Annotated in this window: 14 protein-coding genes; 2 read left to right on the top strand and 12 right to left on the bottom strand. The window is 53.4% G+C overall.

The genetic code is table 11. The features are described from left to right. Window positions 1-22 precede the first annotated feature (22 nt). The 8 genes from AAC086_RS15975 to AAC086_RS15940 all read right to left on the bottom strand — a co-directional run bounded on the left by AAC086_RS15975 (window position 23) and on the right by AAC086_RS15940 (window position 8337). Entirely contained in the window at window positions 23-433 is a 411-nt protein-coding gene (locus AAC086_RS15975) for a flagellar protein FlaG (RefSeq protein ID WP_339780126.1), read from the bottom strand. A gap of 87 nt (window positions 434-520) precedes the next feature. After that, window positions 521-1840, bottom strand: coding sequence for a flagellin (locus tag AAC086_RS15970; protein WP_339780124.1), 1320 nt, complete (start codon window positions 1838-1840; stop codon window positions 521-523). 282 nt (window positions 1841-2122) lie between these two features. Then, a complete protein-coding gene (locus AAC086_RS15965; RefSeq protein ID WP_339780122.1) occupies window positions 2123-2593 on the bottom strand; it encodes a flagellar assembly protein FliW in 471 nt (156 codons plus the stop codon). A 97-nt stretch (window positions 2594-2690) separates the two neighbouring features. After that, window positions 2691-3881 (bottom strand): flagellar hook-associated protein FlgL, encoded by a 1191-nt coding sequence (gene flgL, locus AAC086_RS15960; RefSeq protein ID WP_339780119.1) that lies wholly within the window; start codon window positions 3879-3881, stop codon window positions 2691-2693. Window positions 3882-3907: 26 nt separating this feature from the next. Further along, entirely contained in the window at window positions 3908-6364 is a 2457-nt protein-coding gene (gene flgK / locus AAC086_RS15955; protein WP_339780117.1) for a flagellar hook-associated protein FlgK, read from the bottom strand. A 17-nt stretch (window positions 6365-6381) separates the two neighbouring features. Continuing rightward, window positions 6382-6843, bottom strand: coding sequence for a hypothetical protein (locus AAC086_RS15950; protein WP_339780115.1), 462 nt, complete (start codon window positions 6841-6843; stop codon window positions 6382-6384). A 4-nt stretch (window positions 6844-6847) separates the two neighbouring features. Then, window positions 6848-7195: a rod-binding protein gene (locus AAC086_RS15945; protein ID WP_339780113.1), complete on the bottom strand. Its 348-nt coding sequence runs from the start codon at window positions 7193-7195 to the stop codon at window positions 6848-6850. Beyond that, a complete protein-coding gene (locus AAC086_RS15940) occupies window positions 7195-8337 on the bottom strand; it encodes a flagellar basal body P-ring protein FlgI (protein WP_339780111.1) in 1143 nt (380 codons plus the stop codon). Before AAC086_RS15940 ends, AAC086_RS15945 begins: the two co-directional genes overlap by 1 nt. A gap of 365 nt (window positions 8338-8702) precedes the next feature. On the opposite strand from AAC086_RS15940, the gene AAC086_RS15935 reads away from it, so the two are divergent. Together AAC086_RS15935 and dksA are read left to right on the top strand one after the other, a co-directional pair. After that, window positions 8703-9149: a flagellar assembly protein FliX gene (locus AAC086_RS15935; protein WP_339780109.1), complete on the top strand. Its 447-nt coding sequence runs from the start codon at window positions 8703-8705 to the stop codon at window positions 9147-9149. A 148-nt stretch (window positions 9150-9297) separates the two neighbouring features. Continuing rightward, a complete protein-coding gene (gene dksA, locus AAC086_RS15930) occupies window positions 9298-9714 on the top strand; it encodes an RNA polymerase-binding protein DksA (protein WP_339780108.1) in 417 nt (138 codons plus the stop codon). A 250-nt stretch (window positions 9715-9964) separates the two neighbouring features. Here dksA and flgH read toward each other — a convergent pair whose 3' ends face one another. The 4 genes from flgH to flgF form a co-directional block, all read right to left on the bottom strand. Further along, window positions 9965-10762, bottom strand: a complete 798-nt coding sequence (flgH, locus tag AAC086_RS15925; protein ID WP_339780107.1) for a flagellar basal body L-ring protein FlgH — start codon at window positions 10760-10762, stop codon at window positions 9965-9967. 241 nt (window positions 10763-11003) lie between these two features. Next, window positions 11004-11882: a flagellar basal body P-ring formation chaperone FlgA gene (gene flgA, locus AAC086_RS15920; protein WP_339780106.1), complete on the bottom strand. Its 879-nt coding sequence runs from the start codon at window positions 11880-11882 to the stop codon at window positions 11004-11006. A 193-nt stretch (window positions 11883-12075) separates the two neighbouring features. After that, window positions 12076-12861 (bottom strand): flagellar basal-body rod protein FlgG, encoded by a 786-nt coding sequence (gene flgG, locus AAC086_RS15915; protein ID WP_339780105.1) that lies wholly within the window; start codon window positions 12859-12861, stop codon window positions 12076-12078. A 78-nt stretch (window positions 12862-12939) separates the two neighbouring features. Then, window positions 12940-13680: a flagellar basal-body rod protein FlgF gene (gene flgF / locus AAC086_RS15910; RefSeq protein ID WP_339780104.1), complete on the bottom strand. Its 741-nt coding sequence runs from the start codon at window positions 13678-13680 to the stop codon at window positions 12940-12942. Between the last annotated feature and the right edge of the window lie 274 nt (window positions 13681-13954).

Raw genomic sequence — 13954 nt, 5'->3', positions numbered from 1 at the left:
TGAAACGCTTTTTGCGTAATAATCAGGCTTCTTCGTTGACAAAGGTACCGAGATAATCACGAATTTGGGAAAACAGATTCTGAAGTTCCTTTGACGGAATTTCGCGAAGAACCTCGCCGTTTGTACGATCTGTTACCTTGGCAACAACACGCCCGGTATCGCGGTTGAAATTCAGTTCAACCCGATAATTGTCGATGGGGCGACCTGTAAGGTCAAGGTCGGCAAATGCCTGTTTTAACTGATCTGTCGCATCAATCGGAGCAATATCCCCAGATGCCTGATATCTTGATACCGGTGCAACGGTTGCAGGGGCTAAAGAAGAACCCGAATTTACGGATGGTAGCCCAAGGGTAGAAACACCAGAAGCCGCAGTAGTGCCGTTCGATGAAGAAGCGGTGCCATGAAGCGGCGATAAAGATTGGGTGATTTCCATTTGGGCCTCCCGTGCCGATGAAACCGGCATAGGATAATCCGTATAAGGAACGGAGCAATATGCTCCGTTCCCTTACGAATATCCGGATTACTGCAACAGACGCAGCAGGTTCTGCGGCATCTGGTTGGCCTGTGCCAGCATGGCAACGCCAGACTGAACCAGAACCTGTTTCGAACTAAACGCCGTCATTTCCGAAGCAACGTCCAGGTCCATAAGGGTCGAACGGGCGGCTTCAGTGTTTTCCTGCGTGGTCGAGAGGTTCTGTGCGGCAAAGTCAAGACGGTTCTGGAACACACCAATCTTTGCGCGTGCGGTCTGCAGATCGTTGATCGAGTTACCAACCGTTTCAATCGCGGCTTGCGCGAAGGTCTGGTTAGAAAGGTTGCTTGACTGCAGGGTGTCGGTGCCAGAAACCGTTCCAAGCGATCCCGTATCAACAGCGGTCAATGAGACGGTAAACCGGTCATTGGCGGTGTTGCCAGACCCGATCTGGAAGTCAACGTCAGCAAGCGCTGCAGAAGTAGAGGTCGGACGAAGTTCAATCGTACGAGCTGCGGCACCAGAAGTATTAGCTGTAGCATCATTGCTCCAGTCGTTGATCTGCGCCACTGTTGTATCATCTACCGGGTGCACGAAGTTTTCGTTCAGCTTCAGCTTGATGCCGAGCTTGTCGAAGTTCAGTTCCTTGGTCTGCCCTACACCAATCTTTTGTGAGCCGGTAGCTCCAAATTGGGTAACGTCGATCGATTGCGTAATAGGATTGTTGTTACCATCTAAGAGAGCTGTCGTACCGTCATTCGCAAAGGCAGACAATGTTAAAATTTTGCTGCCAGCAGCATTCTCTTGCATACTGAAGATAATTTTGTTACCTGCCACATCCGTGCCAGGGGGAATCGGCGAATTGGACGAGAAAGTGAGGCTCTGAATGCCACTGGCAGTCGTAACGTCCGCACCAATAGCCGTCGCTTTAACTTCGGTGCCGCCACCGGAGCCAAGCAACTGCTTGTCGTTGAATTTGGTGGTACCTGCGATACGGTCGATTTCGTCGCTCAGGTTGCCATATTCGTCGTTCAGGAAGCCACGTTCAACGTCGGACAAGTTGCCCGAAGATGCTTGAACAGCGAGGCTTTTCATGCGAACGAGAACGTTATCGATGGTGGCCATGCCGCCATCGGCGATCTGCAGCATCGAGTTAGCCTGGCCAACGTTAACCGTTGCGGTTTTTAGCGACTGGCTTTCTGCGTTCAAACGCGCGCCAATGGCCATCGAAGCCGCATCATCACGTGCCGAGACGACACGGGTACCAGACGACAGTTTTGAGAGCGAACGCGTCGCTGCTTCGTCTGAAGCCTGAAGGTTACGGTGCGCAACGTTGGCGGCATAGTTGGAAATAATGTTCAAGGCCATAGTGATATACTCCTACATGGATCACTTGCAATTGGCGATTTTGCCAATCAAACCCGGCAACTTTGCCGGAGGGCACCGAGATCTTCTTGATCAAGGATTACCGATTCGATAGACCAAATATACCCAACTGCGAAGATAGAGTCTAGTGTTTTTTGAAATCCCAAATTACCGAATGATAATAACGGGCTTCGGTCTTGACCGGTTAAAATATTCTTAACCGGTCAAGCGGCGGACAGGCTTCACGAAGCGAAATGCGGGCCGCTTCGTGTCTTGGATCGTCTGTCAGATATCGTGTTGAACAGGATATTTGTCATGCGGCATAATATGCTGCCAGCCAATCTGACGGGTTGTGTTGATGATAACCGGTGCCTGCAAATTAACAGACATGGCAAAACTTTGTTCATTCCCGGTCGGGCGAACGGTGACAATAAGCAAAATCGCCAGGTCTTCCTCGGGAATGGCGAGACTTTTGCCTGCACGTTCGATATCGACAGGGTCGTAAATACCGCTATCTGAATTATACGGTGCGACAACAAAAGACAGGTCTGCATCCGTCAGGCTTTGGAAAAGTTTGAACTGGTCAAGATTTTTGCCCGGAATATTGGCCAGTCCGAAAACATGCTGATCCGAGAATCCAAGCAAACCCACTGGCATGTAAATGGCCTTGTCCCAGACAAAATCGATATCGCCAAATCGCGTTTCCACAAGAATCGATTTGGGTACGCTGGTTTCATCAATTGGTTGCGTTGTCATTCTTTGTTGTCTTTCCCCACTGTAACACACCAAACATGTGATGCCTGATGGCAGCATCGTCAAGTTCTGTCGCGCGTGCCATGCCTTATATCAAGTCTTAACGCAGATAATTGACGAGAGAGAGATCTGCGGACTTGGAAATTGTCAGGAAACTGGCCTGCAATGCGGTATTGTATTGTTCAAGATCGGCCAGAGTTATCGGCACATCAACGTTTTTGATGTTGGAAATGGCATTGTTGGCAAAAACGGTAAAGTCCTGATGTTGAGCCTGAACCGTTTCAACGTTTTTGGTGTCGATGCCAATTTTCGATGTCACGTTGGGAAGATTTTCGATGGCATAATCAATATGGCCCATCGCCATGCGTAACGAGTCTTCGTCGGTGGATGTGCTCATGATGCGTAAACCGGCAATCAGGCTGGCAAAGGCGGGATCATCGGCACGAACGCCGTAATTGACGGCATAGTCTTCGTCAACACGCGCAGTCAGATTTTTCTGATCGCCATTATAATAGCCGGTATCGGCTGCCAATGCAGGATTATGCGACAGGCCGTCAAGCAGGTTGCCACCACCTGTTTCCGAAATCGACATGGCATTTCCGGAAAAGTCTTCAATAACCAGTCGGTAATTGCTTGTTCCCGGGTCGGCCCGGACGGACGCAATGGCCGGGGGCGGGGACAACTGGTTGATTTTATCGGCCAGATCCTGGGCCGTATCGGTCGGTAAATAGGTTACGGTTTGACCATTGATGTCAAGGCTGCCGCCAACGGTGCCGCCCAATGTGCTGAGCGGGGCAGCGGCATTTCCGGCAACCGAGGCAAAATAGGTATCGGGTATGGGGGCTGTGTCGAAATTTACCGGTGCTGTATCGGTCGTTGCCCCGCCAAACAGATAGCGACCGTCCAATGTGGTGTTGAGAAGAGACTGGACCTGATTAAGGGCCTGTTTTCCTTCTTCATCCAGATTAAGGTCATCTGCTTGGGAGTTGCTAAGGCCCTGTAGTAAAAGGGTTTTAATGCGGACAGCAACATCCGTCATCGAATCGGTTGCCGATTCCATGTTTTGCAACCGCAGTTTTATCTGTGTAATGTTGTTCAGATACTGACCGTTGCGCGAGAGCGAACCCTCCAGGTTCAGCAATTGCTGTGAGTCGGAGGCAATACCGGCATAGTCGCGCGACTTCTGGCCACCAGACGACTGGATGCTCAGGTCGGCATATTTTGCGGCATTGCTCAGCGCCTGGTTGGTTAGGATACTGTGGCTCGTAAATGTTGCGACCCGGCCTACCATTTTAGCTCTCCATTACACGCAGCATGTTAAACTGCATTTAGCAACTTATCAAATAATTCATCAACCGTCGATATGACCTTGGCCGAGGCTGAATAAGCACGTTGAAAGATGATAAGGTCGGACATTTCTTCATCCAGGTTAACGCCGGCTTCGTTTTGAATCCGGTTGCCGAGGTCATTTGCCAGCGTATTTTGAAACGTGTTGTTATCTTTTGCCGCAGCTGCTTTTGTCGAAGATGTGCTGATGATGCTGGCGGCATAGTCGATCAAAGATGTTTTTTCCGGCGACAGTCCGCCCGCAGCATCAAAGCTGATATCTTTACGCGCAAGGGCGTTGGCCAGGTTTGTCGCGGACGAATTGTCCCCTTCGCGAATACCATAGGGGATGCCAAGGCCCAATGTGTCAACCAGGCTTTTATCTGTGCCACCGACCGAGGGCATGGAGGCAAAGTTATCCGTTACATATAGCGAGTCACCGCCGGAATCCTGAATGCGGATCTTGTAAGATCCCGCTGCCCCGTCGAAATACACGTCCGCTGTGATGTTGTTGTCGGTCAGGGTTGAATCGGCGTTGATCCGTGCGGCAAGGCTGTCAAGCGAGTCAGTGCTGCCGTTATATGAAATGGGAACAGTCCCGAAGCTGCCTTTTATGCTTAGCGTATAGTTGGTGCCTGCGGGGGCGGGCGGCGATGCCGGAGTCCCCAGCCCGGAAAGGGTTTTTGACGGATCGGCAATCTTGATGCCGGCACCTGTGGCCACACCGGATTCATAAACATCCGCATTCAGTGTGCCGCGCGACAGGCGCGACGGATCGTTGACGATATCTTGCGAAACAGACAGATTTCCAGACATGTTGGGCTGGTCTTCCGTTAGCCCGATTTTGCTCGACAGGTTTCCGGTGTCGGTTGCAAGCATGTTGGCATCGCTTGAAATGACCAGACGTGAACGGCCGCCATCGGTGGCGATATACACCATGTTTGATGCCTGATCCGCCGTTAGGCCCAAAGCACCGGTTAACTGCCCGCGCAACTTGTCCTGAATGGTCGTCAGATTGTCGCCATTGGTGTAGGTGATGCTGATCGGGGTGGACAATGTGCCGCTTCCAGCCGCCAGCGTCAGTGTGCCGGACACGCCCAGGGCAGATGAGGCATCGGGCATGGCTGTTGATGTCAGGGTGCGGGAGTTTTTCGCTGTCGCGAACAGGTCGTTGAGGCCAAAATAATGTGACAGGCCCTGGCTGCGACCATCGCTGAGTGTGGCGCTGCTATCCAGTTCGTTTACCGCCACACGGTTGCCATCCTTGCCTTCAATCACCAGGCGGCCATCGGCAATTTTTGCCTGAAGGTCGGTGCCCGATGCAGAGCTGTTAATGGCGGTGACGAGGTCGGCAACGGTTGCCGGGCTTGGTAAGGTCGACAGGTCAATATCGGAATAGCTGACAACATCGCCATTGGTATCAAGGGCCGCAACACGAAATGTTCCCGTTGCGTTTAAAATGTCTGTGCCTTCGACCTGGCGCGAGCCGGTCAGGTTGGTGGGCGGCGGAAAAGCCGTACCTTTGTTATGTTCGGCATTGATCGCATCGCGCAACTGTGTTGCCAGTTCGTTGATCTGATCGCCAAGCTCTGGCAAATCCTGATCGCGCATGTCGATCAGGCCACGCAAGGTGCCAGATTTTATTTCGTTTGTAATATCAACACCATCAAGCGAGATGCCGGACCCGCTTGACCCCGGTTCGTAGCCAGCCGTCGGGGCGAAGTCAAGCGTGGCCGGGCTACGATCGAGTAACGGCCGTGATCCGTTGGCGGTGAAAATCACCATCGAGCCATCGTCACGGGTGTAGGTCGATGTGTTGATGATTTTGGAAAGAGAATTGACTTTCTGATCGCGCTGGTCACGCAACTCGGTGGTTGGCTGGTCAATATTGCCCAAGCGCACAATGTCGGTGTTGAGCTTGGCAATCTGGCTTAACAGCGTATTGGCATCTTTGATTTCCTGATCGATGCTATTATCGGTGTCGCTGCGCAGGCTCTGGATCTGATCGGACAGTTTGCCAAATGAGTCGACAAGCTGGGTGGCCGCAGAGAGAACCTGAACCTTGGGGGAGTTCTGTTCCGGGGAGCTGTTTAGCTGTTCAAAGGCGTCGGACAGATCACTGATGCGCTGGCTGATGCCAGAGCTCGACTGCGGCGAGCCAAACAAAACCTGGATGCGCTGGTAAAACTCGTCACGAACCTGGGCCGTCCCGGCTTTGCCCAGTTCACCGCGCAATTCACTTTGCAGGCCCGAATTCACATTGCGGGTCACATCGCTGATTTGTACACCGGCACCCTGTCCATTCAGGGTTATGGATTCCTGACCTGCAATTTTGCGTGAATAGCCTGGCGTGTTCACGTTCGCGATGTTCGATGATGTAATCGAAATACGCGACTGTGCGGTATTCAAACCGGTGATTGCAGAATTAAGGGCCTGTGTCAGTGACATGGTATTTCCCCTGTGCCTTAAAACGTTTCGTTCAGGCTGATGGAAAGGGTGCCGCGATTTTTGTTGGTGCTGTAACCCCGACCGACCGGGCTATTGACATAGCCGCCACGGTTATAGGTTGTGACCTGTTCATTCGCGCGGTTCTTGACGGCCTTGACGATGGTGTCGACCATGCGCTGATTGGTGATTTCAGCAGCTTTGAGGGCGTGCATGTTGCGTTTGGCAGCATCTTGAAAACGCGCCTGCAATTCACGCAGTTCGGCTTTTTCGTCCTCGTGCAGGTTTTTCAGGTCTTCGGCCCGGACGCGTAATTCCAGCACCAGCTGTTCATATTGCATCGACAGGGCAGATTTTTCCGAGACGAAGCGCTCATATTCCGAGGTGTCAAGTGTCCGCATACCTTCGGTTTCGCGCTCCAGCAGCGAAATCAGGTCAAAAGTGACGCTTTTCAGCTCAATGACCATCTGGTCCGTTGTCATGATATCAGGCTCCCTGCGTCTTGAGGATTTCGCGTGTAACAGCATCTGCAATTCCCACGCCACCGGCGTTGGTCATTTTTTGCGCGTACTGGTCAACCAGCATCGAACGAAACATTGTTTCGCCGTGCCCACCGCCAAAATTCGGATCGGTTTCGATCCCTTCAAACATGTGGCTCATCATCTGCGAGAGGAACATGCTTTCAAACTGTTTGCCCGCTTCCTGGGCCTGGGCAAGGGTTTTGTGCTTGCCGTTGCCAAGGCCGCTTGCCTGTGAGGCAATGGAAGATGCCTTGCTGGCCTGGGCGCTGGTTTGTGCCTGCGCCATCAGGGCGCTGGTGCCATCAATCATCATTACATCACCTCGATTTCGGCCTGAAGGGCACCAGATGCCTTGATGGCCTGCAAAATTGTGATCATGTCGCGGGGGCCAACCCCCAGGCTGTTAAGGCCACTAACCAGTTCCTGAAGCGTGACACCGGTATCAAGGATTCCCAGTTTTTTATCAGCCCCTTCGTCAACCTGCACATTTGTCCGCGGCACTGTGGTGGTGGTGCCGCCCTGGGAAAACGGCGAGGGCTGTGACACCTGCGGCGTTTCGGTGACCCGGATGGTCAGGTTGCCCTGGGCAATGGCGACACGGTTGATGCGAACATTTTCGCCCATCACGATGGTGCCGGTTGACTCGTCAATGACCACCTTGGCGATCTGGTCGGGTTCGACACGCAATTGTTCAATGTCGGTCAGCATCGCCACCACGTTCTTGTTATAACGGTCCGGTACTGTCAAACGAACGGTACCGGGGTCGCTGGGGCGTGCGGCAACTTCACCAAGATAGGCATTAATTGCGTTGGAAATGCGCCGTGCTGTCGTGAAGTCGGGGTTGCGTAACACAACCGACATAGATTTCATGGCATTCAGGTTGAAGTCGATTTCGCGTTCAATGATTGCCCCGTTGGCGATCCGTGCGGCGGTTGGAACACCCTTTACCACGGTCTGGGCGTTGCCCTGCGCGCTAAAGCCGCCTACGGCGACCGGGCCTTGGGCAACGGCATAAACTTCGCCGTCCGCACCGACCAGCGGCGTCACCAGCAACGTGCCACCCTGAAGGCTTTCAGAAGTGCCAATCGCGCTGATGCTGACGTCAATTTTCGAACCCTGCCGGGAAAAGGGCGGGAGTGTGCTTGTCACCATTACAGCGGCAATATTGTCCGACTTGATGTTGGTGATCTGGTCGCGCACATTGATGCCCAGCCGTTCAAGCATGGCGACCATGCTTTGACGGGTAAATTCTGAGTCTTTAAGGTCGTCACCCGTACCGTTCAGACCAACGACCAGACCATAGCCCACCAGCATATTGTCACGGACACCTTCGAAATCGGCGATATCCTTGATGCGGGACTGGGCATGAGCGGCTGACATGGGGGCCAGGGCGAAAATGCCCAGTGCCGCGATAATCGCTGCCTGAAATGCATATTTGCCAAGACGCTTGATCATGTTGGTTATTCCGCTTTGTCGAGGGCGAAAGTGACGCCGGTTAACGTGGGTGACAAGCCGTGAGAGATGCTGTCACCAGATACAAAGCGAAAAACGTGCCAACTGAGCATTTACTTGGTTTGCGCGGTCGCAATTTTTAAACGGTTTAAGCAAATTCAGCCCGTTATGGTGTTTTGGGGCACCAAAAACGCTGTAGAAGCCTGTACCCGGCATTTTTTTCCCGTTGCTCAAATGGTGTCTTTGGGCAAGACTCGACAAAGGATCACTTTGTCTCCAGATATAGATAGGGAGCAGAGACATTGATTGAGATTTCCCGGGCGGTAATTTCATTGGCCTGGAACGCATCAGCAAGGCAGTAGACAGACATGAAGGTTGGCGGATCAAAAGGCACCACATCGGGTGCATCGACACGCAAGGCTTCGGGCACCGGTGGTCATGGCCAGGGCTTTGCCAATGCCATGCGTTCCAGCGGGCAAGGACCGGAACGGGCGGCGGTTGCCGGTGGGGCGCATGCACCATCGTCGGTCAGTGCGCTTGATGCGCTGCTGGCCCTGCAGCAAAGCGGCGATGCACTGGATTCCCCGCGCAAGCGGTCGATCTTGCGGGCGAAAACCCTGCTTGATCAGCTTGATCGGGTACGTCAGGCCTTGCTGGGGGGGGGGCTTCCGGCATCCCAATTGGCGCAACTGGTTGATGTTGTGGGAAAACAGCGCGAGGAGGTCGATGATCCGGCGTTGGCGTCGGTTCTTGATGAAATTGAATTGCGCGCGCGGGTTGAATTGGCAAAGCTGGATGTTGCCGGTTTGCGCTAATTGGGAATAATTCGGGTATCTAATTGAAATTGCGCAGTTTTTCGGTTTTTTCTCGATAGATTTGGCGAAATTGTTCAATCAGCTTGCGCCGACAGGCTGCTGCCTCTATATTCCCGCGCGATCGGTGAGTCCTGTATAGAGGGCATACATGACTATCACATTAGCACCTGACTATCGTCCCGCCGAGGACGAAGAGTTCATGAATCCGCGTCAGCGGGAATATTTTCGTCAAAAGCTTTTGGCTTGGCGGACAGAACTTTTACACGAATCATCAGAGACATTGGCAAATCTTCAGGACGGAGGATTGCAAGAACCCGATCTTACCGACCGTGCTTCTGCGGAGACCGAGCGGGCACTTGAGTTGCGGACGCGTGACCGAGCGCGCAAGCTGATTTCCAAGATTGACGCCGCTTTGCGCCGCATTGAAGACGGATCCTATGGTTACTGCGAAGAAACTGACGAACCGATCAGCCTTAAACGCCTAGAAGCCCGTCCGATTGCGACCTTGAGCATAGAAGCCCAGGAACGTCATGAACGGATGGAACGCACCCGCCGCGACGATTGATCGCAGCGGTAAAAAAATACGGTAAAAAGACGGGATTCTGAACTGGAAACCGCAGCCGATAAAATTTGTTTCTTGTGGGAGAAACGCTAGAACGGGGATACCCGGCAAGGGATCGGTCCAGACAGGGCTGATCCCTTTTTTTTGGTGCGCCCATGCCGGGCGCACAAATAAAACCGGCTGGCAATTTTTTGCCAGCCGGTTATCGGGGGGGCAAAAGCGCCCTTATGCGGAACCCCGAAGCCTGTTTTGACTAGAAGGGTAAAAGGATGTCCATGATTTCGCTGCCATAACGTGGTTGCTGAACATCGGAAATGGTACCGCGTCCGCCATAGGAAATGCGGGCCTCGGCTATTTTGTCATAGGAAACGGTATTGGCCGACGTAATGTCGGCAGCCCGGATCACGCCCGCCACCTGAACCTCGCGGACCTCGGCATTGACGCGAATCTCCTGGCGACCATGAATGACATAGTTGCCGTTGGGCAAAACCTGCACAATGATCGCAGCGACTTTTAAATCGATGGTTTCTTTTCGGTCCAGCGTGCCGCCGCCCGAGTTTGATGTATTGCTATTGACGTTAAACAGGCTTGATGGATTGATGGTTTCGGGCAAAACCTTGGTCAACTGGCTTTCCAGACCCAGCAAGGATGGCATTCCCATATCTTCGGAATTCTTGCGGGTGCGGGCCGTGGTATTTGCCAGCACAGCCTTGTCAGAAATCGCGATGTTAACCGTCAAGATGTCGCCGACCTGGGCGGCGCGCTGATCCTTGAAGAAAGACCGCGCCCCGGTGCGCCACAGTGAATTGGGGTTGCTTTCAGCCACCTGTGGTGCCGGCATCGGCATGCTGACCGGTCGATAGCCGGGGTTTTGCGTGGGGTTGTTGATGCCCGACAGTTTTGGTGCCTCGCCAACTTCGGAAAGTCGCCGCATGGTATTGCAGCCTGACAGCAATGCCGTTGCGCAGATCAGCGACAGGGTCATTGCCAATTGGGGAAGCTTGGTGTGGCGCCGGGATGGCATTTTGTTCGGGGTTTTGATAAAATTCATTTTATCCTCCTGGGTTCCGCACTGTTTAACAAGCAACCGGCGTGCCAGTTATGAGGGACCCGGGACGGCAAACCTTGCCGGGCGTTTGATCGGGATGAGCAAGGTTAGCAAAATGGCGCTGTGCTGCGCCCGACGCGATTGGCAACAGCGTCTTTATGGCGGTGTGCTGACGAAAAAAGCGCGTTGACCGGTTTTATCAACGCGCTTTTCTATCAGTGGAAAATCAGAAAATATCTTTGCCTTACTGGCTCATGGCGGGAAGGGCGCGCACATCGTTTTCGGCGGTAACTTCAACCTGGATGGTTTTGTTGCTTTGCAAATTCACCACCCGGATCACATCCCCTTGCGATCCGTTTTCAAGGGCTTTCCCCCGTGCCGTCAGCGACATATTGGGCGTTTCGAGCCGGATCGTCACAATGGCCCCGCGCCGAACCAGAATTGGGGCGGTGAAATCCCGGTTGAGCAAGGGTTCCCCGGGGCCGACATTGCGGCGCACTTCCTTGCCAATCACGTCAGAAGGATTGCGCAAGACATTGGCTTGCAACCGGTCGGTGCGAAAGTCGCGCATTTCGACCTGATCGGGGCGAACTATGTCGCCACGTTGCACGGAATCAACCAGAACAGGCACCTGTTCAAGCGGAAAAAAACGGCCATTCATGCGGTATGTGCGTTGCTGGGCTGTCCCGCGCCCGGTGGTGACATCGGCAACAAACCGGCCTGTGCGCCGGTTGATGTTAATGCCGGTAATTTCCAGCTGTGCCGGTACATCGACGGGCAATTCAATACGAAATGTTTCCCCGCCCATATCCACGGTAAAAGGTGCGGGGATGCCGTTTTCCGACAAGGCACCATGAATCGCATCGGCGATTTCATCCATGCCAATGCTTTGACTGTCGCGGGTCACAACGATTTGGTCGGCGGTTGTCCGCGGGCGCCACGGCACCTTGTATCGCTGGGCAATTCCGGCCAGCCAGCGATAATCAAGAACGGCCTGTTGGCCCGGTTGCGGGGCATGGGCCACGGCAACATTTTCCTGATCGACCGGCAAGCCACTGAAAAGATCGCCCAAGGTGACATAGGCACCTTCGACGTTGGCCTGCGGACGCAAAAGAATATCCATTTCCTGTGCCTGCAGGTTTCCAGGCAACAGGAACAGCAAAGCCAGGACAAGGGCAGAAAGGGTGTTTCGCATCATCATGCCTGTGATGTTAGCACCAAAACAACAATGACAGGTAAAGCAAAACGCAATTCTGTCATGCCCGACCGGTTCTGCTGTATCGGGCATCATCTTTTGAAGGACTGTGCCCGGTCACTTATCGCAGGTTGCTCATCGCGCTCATCATTTCGTCGCTCGTGGAAATGGATTTGGAATTCATTTCATAGGCACGTTGGGCCTTGATCAGGTTGGTGATTTCCTGAACCACATTGACGTTGGAAGATTCAAGGTACCCCTGAAGCATGGAGCCAAAGCCAACCGACCCGGCAGTACCGGTGTTGGGTGTGCCTGAAGCATCGGTTTCAAGAAACAGGTTGTCGCCCATCGCGCTCATGCCGGCCGGGTTGATAAAGGTTGCCAGCTGAATCTGGCCCAGATTCTGCGGTGCGACCTGGCCGTCAATTTCGGCATAAACTTCGCCGGAACCGTTAATCGTCACGGATTTGGCGTTGTTGGGAATCGTGATGCCGGGCTGGATCGCATAGCCATCTTTGGTTACGATCTGGCCGTTCGCATCGAGTTTGAACGTGCCGTCCCGGGTATAGGCGGTTTCGCCGCTGGGCAAATCAACCTGAAAATACCCGCGTCCCTGCAAGGCGACGTCAAGTTCGTTTTCGGTCATGGTCACACTGCCTTGGCCGGTATAACGGCCAATCGCGGCGGTTTTTACACCAAGGCCCACCTGAACACCGACCGGCACAATGGTGCCGGTATCTGATGATGGGGACCCGGCGCGGCGCAAATCCTGATATAACAAATCCTGAAATTCGGCACGCTGGCGTTTATAGCCGGTGGTGGTCATGTTGGCGATGTTGTTTGACGTTACATCCACATTGGTGGATTGCGCCATCATGCCAAGAGCCCCGATATCGAGTGACCGCATTTTCGTCTCCTCATCCTGCGCGTGCTGCGCTGTCTTGGTGGGCCTGCAACAAGGTGCAGGCCAAATTGTTCATATCAATCAGGCGCGGACATCGCCCAGTTTGCTGATCATGTCGCGCTGGCGCTGGTTTTCATTTTCGATGGTTTTGACCACGGACTGATAGCTCCGTAAAACCTCGATCATATCGACCATTGCCTTGATCGGATTGACGTTGGATTTTTCCAGGGAACCCTGGACCATTCCGGGGTTTTCCACCGCCTGGGCCTGCTGGTCGGTATTATAAAGCGATGACCCTTCGGGTTTAAGCTGCTGGATATCGTCAAAGGTGGAGACCGCGAGGCGACCTACCTGTCCGACATCGGTTGAAACGGTGCCATCACCGGCAATGGTAACGCGGGTGTCGGCCTGGCCAAAAAACAGCGGCTGTCCGGCATCGGTTAACACCGGATATCCTTCCGACGTGATGAGCTGGCCGCCGGGATCAAGTGAAAAATTGCCGTTTCGGGTGTAACGGGTGCCATTGGGGGTATCGACCGAAAAATACATGTCGGGTTTGGTCAGCGCGACGTCAAAGTCACGCTCGGTTGTTTCGATATTGCCAACCGTGGTATCACGATACTGGCCAATATCCTGTACCAGAGCGATCTTGCGTTCGCCGCGGAACGGCGCATCCTTGTTCGCCGCGATCCAGTCGGTGAACATCATGTTTTGCTGTTTGTACCCGTTGGTATCCATGTTGGCCAGGTTCTGCGTGATGTTGTTCATCTGGCTTCGCAAAACTTTTTGGCGCGACATGGCGATATAGGATGTATTTTCCATTATGGGTAATATCCCGTTTGCAGGCAAAATTGGTTGCCAGCAGTAATGCGAATGGCGTGCCAGAATTGAAAAAATTATTCAAAACAGTATGTTAACGGTGTTGGGTAAAACTTGCCTCCTTGCAAAAAACGGCTGATGCGGCAAGAAAGGCCCCTGTAACAGGGGATCATTTTACGGTGTTTATATCGCGGCGATGCCAGGGCGTGCATTGCGACATCAAAGGGTGCGGCCACAGGATCGCAACGGGTTTGGTCGGCGATGGCGGGGCAGGTTG

Source organism: uncultured Thalassospira sp. (assembly GCF_963976115.1).
Taxonomy (GTDB): Bacteria; Pseudomonadota; Alphaproteobacteria; order Rhodospirillales; family Thalassospiraceae; genus Thalassospira.
Note: the sequence above shows the minus strand (reverse complement) of the source record. Positions and strands in the feature narration are given on the sequence as shown.

Excerpts from the sequence above, each read along its gene's own strand:
- AAC086_RS15975 (WP_339780126.1), bottom strand. The coding sequence starts at position 433 with ATGGAAATCACCCAATCTTTATCGCCGCTTCATGGCACCGCTTCTTCA.
- AAC086_RS15970 (WP_339780124.1), bottom strand. The coding sequence starts at position 1,840 with ATGGCCTTGAACATTATTTCCAACTATGCCGCCAACGTTGCGCACCGT.
- AAC086_RS15965 (WP_339780122.1), bottom strand. The coding sequence starts at position 2,593 with ATGACAACGCAACCAATTGATGAAACCAGCGTACCCAAATCGATTCTT.
- flgL (WP_339780119.1), bottom strand. The coding sequence starts at position 3,881 with ATGGTAGGCCGGGTCGCAACATTTACGAGCCACAGTATCCTAACCAAC.
- flgK (WP_339780117.1), bottom strand. The coding sequence starts at position 6,364 with ATGTCACTGACACAGGCCCTTAATTCTGCAATCACCGGTTTGAATACC.
- AAC086_RS15950 (WP_339780115.1), bottom strand. The coding sequence starts at position 6,843 with ATGACAACGGACCAGATGGTCATTGAGCTGAAAAGCGTCACTTTTGAC.
- AAC086_RS15945 (WP_339780113.1), bottom strand. The coding sequence starts at position 7,195 with ATGATGATTGATGGCACCAGCGCCCTGATGGCGCAGGCACAAACCAGC.
- AAC086_RS15940 (WP_339780111.1), bottom strand. The coding sequence starts at position 8,337 with ATGATCAAGCGTCTTGGCAAATATGCATTTCAGGCAGCGATTATCGCG.
- AAC086_RS15935 (WP_339780109.1), top strand. The coding sequence starts at position 8,703 with ATGAAGGTTGGCGGATCAAAAGGCACCACATCGGGTGCATCGACACGC.
- dksA (WP_339780108.1), top strand. The coding sequence starts at position 9,298 with ATGACTATCACATTAGCACCTGACTATCGTCCCGCCGAGGACGAAGAG.
- flgH (WP_339780107.1), bottom strand. The coding sequence starts at position 10,762 with ATGAATTTTATCAAAACCCCGAACAAAATGCCATCCCGGCGCCACACC.
- flgA (WP_339780106.1), bottom strand. The coding sequence starts at position 11,882 with ATGGATATTCTTTTGCGTCCGCAGGCCAACGTCGAAGGTGCCTATGTC.
- flgG (WP_339780105.1), bottom strand. The coding sequence starts at position 12,861 with ATGCGGTCACTCGATATCGGGGCTCTTGGCATGATGGCGCAATCCACC.
- flgF (WP_339780104.1), bottom strand. The coding sequence starts at position 13,680 with ATGGAAAATACATCCTATATCGCCATGTCGCGCCAAAAAGTTTTGCGA.